The organism is Streptomyces sp. NPDC057654, assembly GCF_042800135.1.
In the GTDB taxonomy this organism is placed as follows: Bacteria; Actinomycetota; Actinomycetes; order Streptomycetales; family Streptomycetaceae; genus Streptomyces.
The window spans coordinates 1-6,164 of record NZ_JBHVHQ010000516.1 but is presented as its reverse complement, the minus strand read 5'-3'; the positions used below and the strand labels follow the sequence as shown (position 1 = coordinate 6,164).

At 70.2% G+C, this 6,164-nt stretch carries 5 protein-coding genes; 3 read left to right on the top strand and 2 right to left on the bottom strand.

Going from position 1 to position 6,164, the window contains the following annotated elements:
- Positions 1-283: 283 nt before the first annotated feature.
- Both ACFU99_RS29475 and ACFU99_RS29470 read right to left on the bottom strand, forming a co-directional pair.
- On the bottom strand, positions 284-1,909 hold the full coding sequence (locus ACFU99_RS29475; protein WP_384397797.1) for a M4 family metallopeptidase: 1,626 nt from the start codon (positions 1,907-1,909) through the stop codon (positions 284-286).
- Positions 1,910-2,214: 305 nt separating this feature from the next.
- Positions 2,215-4,500, bottom strand: coding sequence for a M4 family metallopeptidase (locus ACFU99_RS29470; RefSeq protein ID WP_384397795.1), 2,286 nt, complete (start codon positions 4,498-4,500; stop codon positions 2,215-2,217).
- Between the two features lie 328 nt (positions 4,501-4,828).
- Between ACFU99_RS29470 and ACFU99_RS29465 the strand changes: the two genes are divergently transcribed.
- The 3 genes from ACFU99_RS29465 (at position 4,829) to ACFU99_RS29455 (ending at position 6,109) form a co-directional block, all read left to right on the top strand.
- On the top strand, positions 4,829-5,014 hold the full coding sequence (locus ACFU99_RS29465) for a hypothetical protein (RefSeq protein ID WP_384397793.1): 186 nt from the start codon (positions 4,829-4,831) through the stop codon (positions 5,012-5,014).
- Entirely contained in the window at positions 5,011-5,541 is a 531-nt protein-coding gene (locus tag ACFU99_RS29460) for a DinB family protein (RefSeq protein ID WP_384397791.1), read from the top strand. The genes ACFU99_RS29465 and ACFU99_RS29460 overlap by 4 nt, the downstream gene beginning before the upstream one ends.
- A 79-nt stretch (positions 5,542-5,620) precedes the next feature.
- Positions 5,621-6,109, top strand: a complete 489-nt coding sequence (locus ACFU99_RS29455; RefSeq protein ID WP_384397789.1) for a hypothetical protein — start codon at positions 5,621-5,623, stop codon at positions 6,107-6,109.
- Positions 6,110-6,164: the final 55 nt, after the last annotated feature.

Below are 6,164 nucleotides of genomic sequence, written 5' to 3'. Positions count from 1 at the left end.
ATCTGTGGCGGTCCGTACGGGAATTGTGAGAAGACGTGCGCACGCGAAACTCCTCTTTCCGTGGTGCCGGCCGCCGGAGATCGCGACCGACTGATCACAGTTTTATCGAACCCTCGTGCGCACCGGGAAGTTATCCACAGGTTCACCGTGTGGCATTCGGTAAAGAATGCGCCAAACCGGACCACGGACAAGGGCGGTGTACGGGCCCGCCGGCCCGTACACCGCCCCGAAACAGCCTCAGCCGTCAGGTCCTTCAGATCCCGCAGATCCCAGACCCCTCAGGTCACTTCACGTTGACGCCGGCCCAAGCCGCGTCCACGCCCTTGTACTCCTTGCTGTCCTTGCCGTACAGGTCGCCCGCGGCCTTCAGCGACGCCTCGCGGGCGCCCTTGTAGTCCGTGTTGGACGTCATGTACGTGGTCAGCGCCTTGAACCAGACCTTCTCGGCCTTGTCCCGGCCGATGCCCTCGACCTTCTTGCCGTCCTTGGTCGGGCTGTCGTACTTGACGCCGTTGATCTCCTTGGCGCCGCTGCCCTCGGACGCCAGGTAGAACCAGTGGTTGGCGACGCCGGACGAGTAGTGCACGTCAAGGTTGCCGACGTCCTCGGACCAGTAGTCCGCGGACTGGCCGTCCTTGCTGGGCTTGTCCATGTAGCGCAGCGGGGTGCCGTCGCCGTTGATGTCGATCTTCTCGCCCATGAGGTAGTCGCCCGGGTCCTCGGCGTTCTTGGCGTTGAACTCGACCGCCGTGCCGAAGATGTCAGAGGTGCCCTCGTTCAGGCCGCCGGACTCGCCGCTGTACTCCAGGTTGGCGGTGGCCGAGGTGACCCCGTGGCTCATCTCGTGCGCCGCCACGTCGATCTCGGTGAGCGGCTTCTTGTCGCCCTCGCCGTCGCCGTAGGTCATGCAGAAGCAGCTGTCGTCCCAGAACGCGTTGACGTAGCCGTTGCCGTAGTGGACGCGGGACGTGGCGCCCTTGCCGTCGCCCTTGATGCCGTCGCGGCCGTGCACGTTCTTGTAGTAGTCCCAGGTGACCTGGGCGCCGTACGCGGCGTCCACGGCGGCGGTCTCCGGGTTGTCCGGCTTGCCGTTGCCCCACTTGTCGGTGTCGTTGGTGAAGAGCTTGCCTTCACCGGACTGGCCGTGGTCCAGGTTGAGGGTCTTGTGGCCGCCGCGGCCCTTGTCGGTCAGGGAGAAGCCGCTGCCCTCCTTGGAGGTGCCCAGCTCCACCTTGCCGCTGTACTCGCTGGTGCCGGCGCCGTTCTCGATCCCCTGGTACTCGAAGATCTTCTTGCCCGTGTCGGCGTCCGTGATGACGTGCATCTGGTTCGGCGTGCCGTCCTTCTGGAAGCCGCCGACCACCGTCTCGTACGCGAGGACCGGGGCGCCCATGGCCGCCCAGATGACCTTGCGCGGGGCCTTGTCGGAGGCCGCCTTGTCGCCGGAGACGGCCTTGGCGGCCTTCAGCGCGCTCTGCTGCGCGGACTTGGGCGCCACCTTCGGCGTGAGCGACGCGACCTTGATGGAGGCCTTCGTCGACTTGGTGACGTCCTTGACCTTGCCGTTCTTGGCCTGGTGCACGACCAGGTCGCCGCCGAGCACGGGCAGGCCCGCGTACGTACGGTCGTACCGGGTGTGCACGGTGCCGTCGACGTCCTTGATGACGTCCTTGACGACCAGCTTCTCCTGCGAGCCGAGGCCCAGGGTCTGCGCGGCCTTCGCCGTGGTGGCGTTGGCGCTGTGCATCAGCTCGACCCGCTGCGAGGGGGAGAGCTTGACGGACTGGGCGCCCAGCTCTCTCGCCGTGGGGGCGGCCCCCGCGGAGCCGGTCGTCAGGCCGGTGGTGATGAGTGCGGCGGCGGTGACGGCGGCAGCGGCGGCGGATATACGGGTAGCGCGAGTCCTCACGCGAACTCCTTCTTGCTGTGGGGGTTCGGGCCGGACGGCGGGGAAGAGCCGGCCGGACCGAAACAAGAGGTGTGGGTGTGACGTGCGCTGTGAGACTCCCACCCGAGGCGCGTACATGTCACTGGTCGAACATCAGGTTGGCTGGAAATCGTTCGTTCGCCGTTGATTCACATCCGGATAACGAACAGGACACGGCGGGGTCTGCGGAAATGGGTAAGACGCCGCCCGGGGGAGTCGAACTCACCCCGGACGGCGTCTCGTTAAGGGGCCCTCCGGTCAGCCGCGCACGGCGGGCCGGGAGGGGGTCAGAAGGTCAGCTTCCAGCTGTCGATGAAGCCGCTGTCGCCCGCGAGCTGGTCCTGGACCCGCAGGTTCCAGACACCGCTGGCCGATTCCGCGGAGGCGTTCACGGTGTACGTGGTGTTCACGTTCTCCGCCGAGTCCCACGGATCGACGTTCTTGAGCCGGTAGGACTTGCCGCTCGGCGCGACCAGGTCGATGGCCAGGTCGCCGCGGTAGGTGTGCTTGATGTTCACGGCCACCTTGAGCGCGGCCGGGGCGTTGCCGCTGCGGGTCACGGTTATCGGCGAGGTGACCGCCGCGCCCGAGTCGGGGATCTGGACGTCGGTGGTGTTCTCGAACTCGTTGCCCTCGGTGCTGGTCACGGTCCACTTGAAGGCGGCCGTGCCCGTCTTGTTGGCCGAGTCCGTCACCGTCACGGTCACATTGCTCGTGCCGGCGGCCGTCGGGGTGCCGGAGATCAGGCCGGACGCCGCGTCGATCGTGAGGCCGGCGGGCAGGCCGGTCGCCGCGTACTTCAGCGCGCCCGGGTTGGTGCTCGTCGCCTTGATCTGAAGGCTCACGGGCACGTTGAGCTTGCTCGTCTGGTCGCCGGGGCCGGTGACCGAGACGCCGCCGGTGGGGACCCGGCTGCCGACCGCGATGGCGGCCCAGGCGTTCGCCGCGTTGTTGTACGTCTCGCTGCCGACGCCGAACAGCTCGCCGGCCGCCCACAGCGTCGCCTCACGCGCGCCCGCGTAGTTGGTGTTGGAGCGCATCCGCTGGGTCAGCGCCTTGAACCAGATCTTCGCCGCGTTGTCCCGGCCGATGCCGGTGACCGGCTGCCCGTCGGAGGTCGGGCTGTCGTAGTGCACGCCGTTGATGTCCTTCGGGCCGGAGCCCTCGGACGCCAGGTAGAACCAGTGGTTGGCCGGGCCCGACGAGTAGTGCACGTCGATGCCGCCGATGCCGGAGTACCAGCTGTCCTTGGACGCCCGGTCCTTGCTCGGCTTGTCCATGTAGCGCAACGGGGTGCCGTTCCCGTTGATGTCGATCTTCTCGCCGATCAGGTAGTCGCCGACGTCGCTCGGGTTGTTGGCCCAGAACTCGACGGCCGTCGCCATGATGTCCGAGGTGGCCTCGTTCAGACCGCCGGACTCACCGCTGTAGGTGAGGTTGGCGGTGGCCGAGGTGACGCCGTGCGTCATCTCGTGCGCGGCCACGTCGATCGAGGTCAGCGGCTTGGAGTTGCCCTGCCCGTCGCCGTAGGTCATGCAGAAGCAGCTGTCGTCCCAGAACGCGTTGACGTAGGCGTTGCCGTAGTGGGTGCGGCTGTACGCGCCGACGCCGTCGCCCCGGATGCCGGTCCGCCCGTGCACGTTCTTGTAGTAGTCCCAGGTCAGCTGCGCGCCGTAGTGCGCGTCGACGCCGGCCGTCGCCGGGTCGCTCGTCGTCCCGTTGCCCCAGGTGTCGTCGGAGTCGGTGAACAGCGTGCCGGTGCCGGACGAGCCGTGGTTGAGGTTGTAGGTCTTGTGGCCGCCGCGCGACGTGTCGTTCATCTGGTACGAACTGCCGGACCCGGACGTGCCGATGGTGACCTTGCCGCTGTACTGGCTGTTGCCCGTGCCGCTCTTGACGCCCTGGAACTCGAAGAGCTTCTTGCCGGTCTTCGCGTCCGTGATGACGTGCAGCTGGTTGGGCGTGCCGTCGTCCTGGAAGCCGCCGACCACGGTCTCGTACGCGAGGGTGGGCGCGCCCTGCGCGGCCCAGACCACCTTGCGCGGCGCCTTGTCCGCGGCCGTCTTCTTCGACCCCTGCGCCTTCGCCGCGGCGACCGCGGACTTCTCGGCGGCCGAGGGGGCGAGCGCGGCCTTGGTGGTGGCCACCCGCACGCGCGCCTTCGTGGCCTTGGCCACCGACCGGAGCGCGCCGCTCTTGGTCTCGTCGACGACCAGGTCGCCGCCGAGCACGGGCAGCCCGTCGTACGTCCGCTCGTACCGGGTGTGCACCGTGCCGTTCCGGTCCTGCGTGGCGTCCCGGACGACGAGCTTCTCCTGGGCCCCGAGGCCCAGGGCCTTGGCCGTCTCCGCCTTGGTCGCGTTCGCTTCCTTGAGCAGTGCGGCGCGTTGCGAGGGTGAGAGCTTGACCGGCTGCGCACCGGGGTCGGCCTTGGCGATCACCTTGCCGCCGGCCGCGGACGCGTCGTCCGGGCGGGCAGTGGCCGATCCGGCCTGTACTCCGACGGCGATCATGGCTCCCGCGGCGACGAGAGCGCCGGTCGCCATGGCGCGCCGATGGGGGGTGCGTCTCACGCTGACTCCTTCTGCGGTGGCCGCCACGGGAGGCGCGGCCGGTGGAGACCGGGCGGCGGGGTGGTCGCCCGGGCAGATCGAGGCAGAACAGATGGAGCGTCCGCCGCGCCGGGACCCGTCCGGACCGGTTGGGTCGGACGGCCGCGGTGCGCCGGGCGTGGGGGGAGGGCGGCGACGCGGGCCGGCTGGGGATATGGGGGAGCCATGCGTCAACCGAGGGAAGAGTGCCACCGGAAGCCGCCATATGTCAGGGGCGTGTCAACAATTGGCCGGAAACCGTCCGTTGCGCAGAGATCGCCGTTCGTATAGCGGGCGTGTGGTTCGCGCCGTGCGGACGTGCCGCGGCGCACGGGCCGACCCGCCGCTACGGGCGGCCGAGGCGCACGGACCGACCTGCCGCTACGGGCGTACGGAGGCGGGCGCGGCGGCCCGCGCGGGGTGCGCGCGGAGTGCGCGCGCCGGACCGTACGACGGCCGGGACGCGCGTACGGCGGTCCGTACGATCTCCGCATGACGACGCCACCGCCGCCCGCCGCAGAACCGCCGCACTCCCTCGGCGACCCGCGCGAACTCGCCGACGCGTACCTCGACTACTACCGCGCCGCGCTGCTCCGCAAGCTCGACGGCCTCGGCGAGGACGAGCTGCGCACCAGCCGGCTGCCGTCCGGCTGGACGCCGCTGGAGCTGCTCAGACACCTGACCTGGGTCGAACTGCGCTGGTTCCGCTGGGGATTCGAGGCCCAGGAGATGGCGGAGGAGCGGGCCTGGGGCGACCGGGGGCCCGGCGGTCGCTGGCACGTACCGGAAGGGGAGACGGTCGACGCCGTACGGGCCGCCTTCACGGCGCAGTGCGAGCGCTCCCGCGCGATCGCCTCCGGCGTCCCGAGCGGCCAACGCGCCCGCACCGGGGGCCGGTTCGCGACCGAGGAGGACGCGCCCACACTCGGCTGGATCCTCTTCCACGTCCTCCAGGAGTACGCCCGCCATGTCGGCCAGCTCGATGTGGTCCGTGAGCTGGCGGACGGCGCGACCGGGGAGTGACGCCGGTACCCTTCGGGGCAACGGAGCGCCGGGCGGGGCGTCTACGCGCCTGTACGGCAACGAGTCGAAGGGGAACCGGATGCTGACGGAGGCGTTGGCCGCGCTGGCCGGCATGGGCGGTACGGCGGTGGTCCAGGCGGCCGGCACGGACGCGTGGGGCGCGTTCCGGGACCGGCTCGCGGCGTTTTTCGGCCGGAGCGGCGAACGGAGCGCCCGTACCGCGCTGGAGCGGCTGGACCGCACGGCCGGGGAGCTCACCGACGGCTCCCCCGACGACGAACTGCGCGAGCGCCTCCAGGGCCGCTGGCAGGAACGGATCGCCGACCTCCTAGAAGACCTCGACGACACCGAACGGGAGGCCGCCGCCGAGGAGTTGCGGGCCGCCGTCTCGCTGGTCGACCGCCACATCGGCGACGCCCGCGGCGCCCAGGTCGCGGGCGACCGCGGCCTCGCCGCGGGCTCCGTCACCGCGCGCGCCGAACAGGGCTCCATCGCGGGCGGCGTCGTCAACATCGACGGGGGCGTGACCCTGGGAAACCCCTCAAGGCCGGATTCGCCCCAGAACTGAGGGAATCCGGCCCGGCGCCCGCGAACGGGGGACTCGCGCCGGGCCCCCCGGGGGC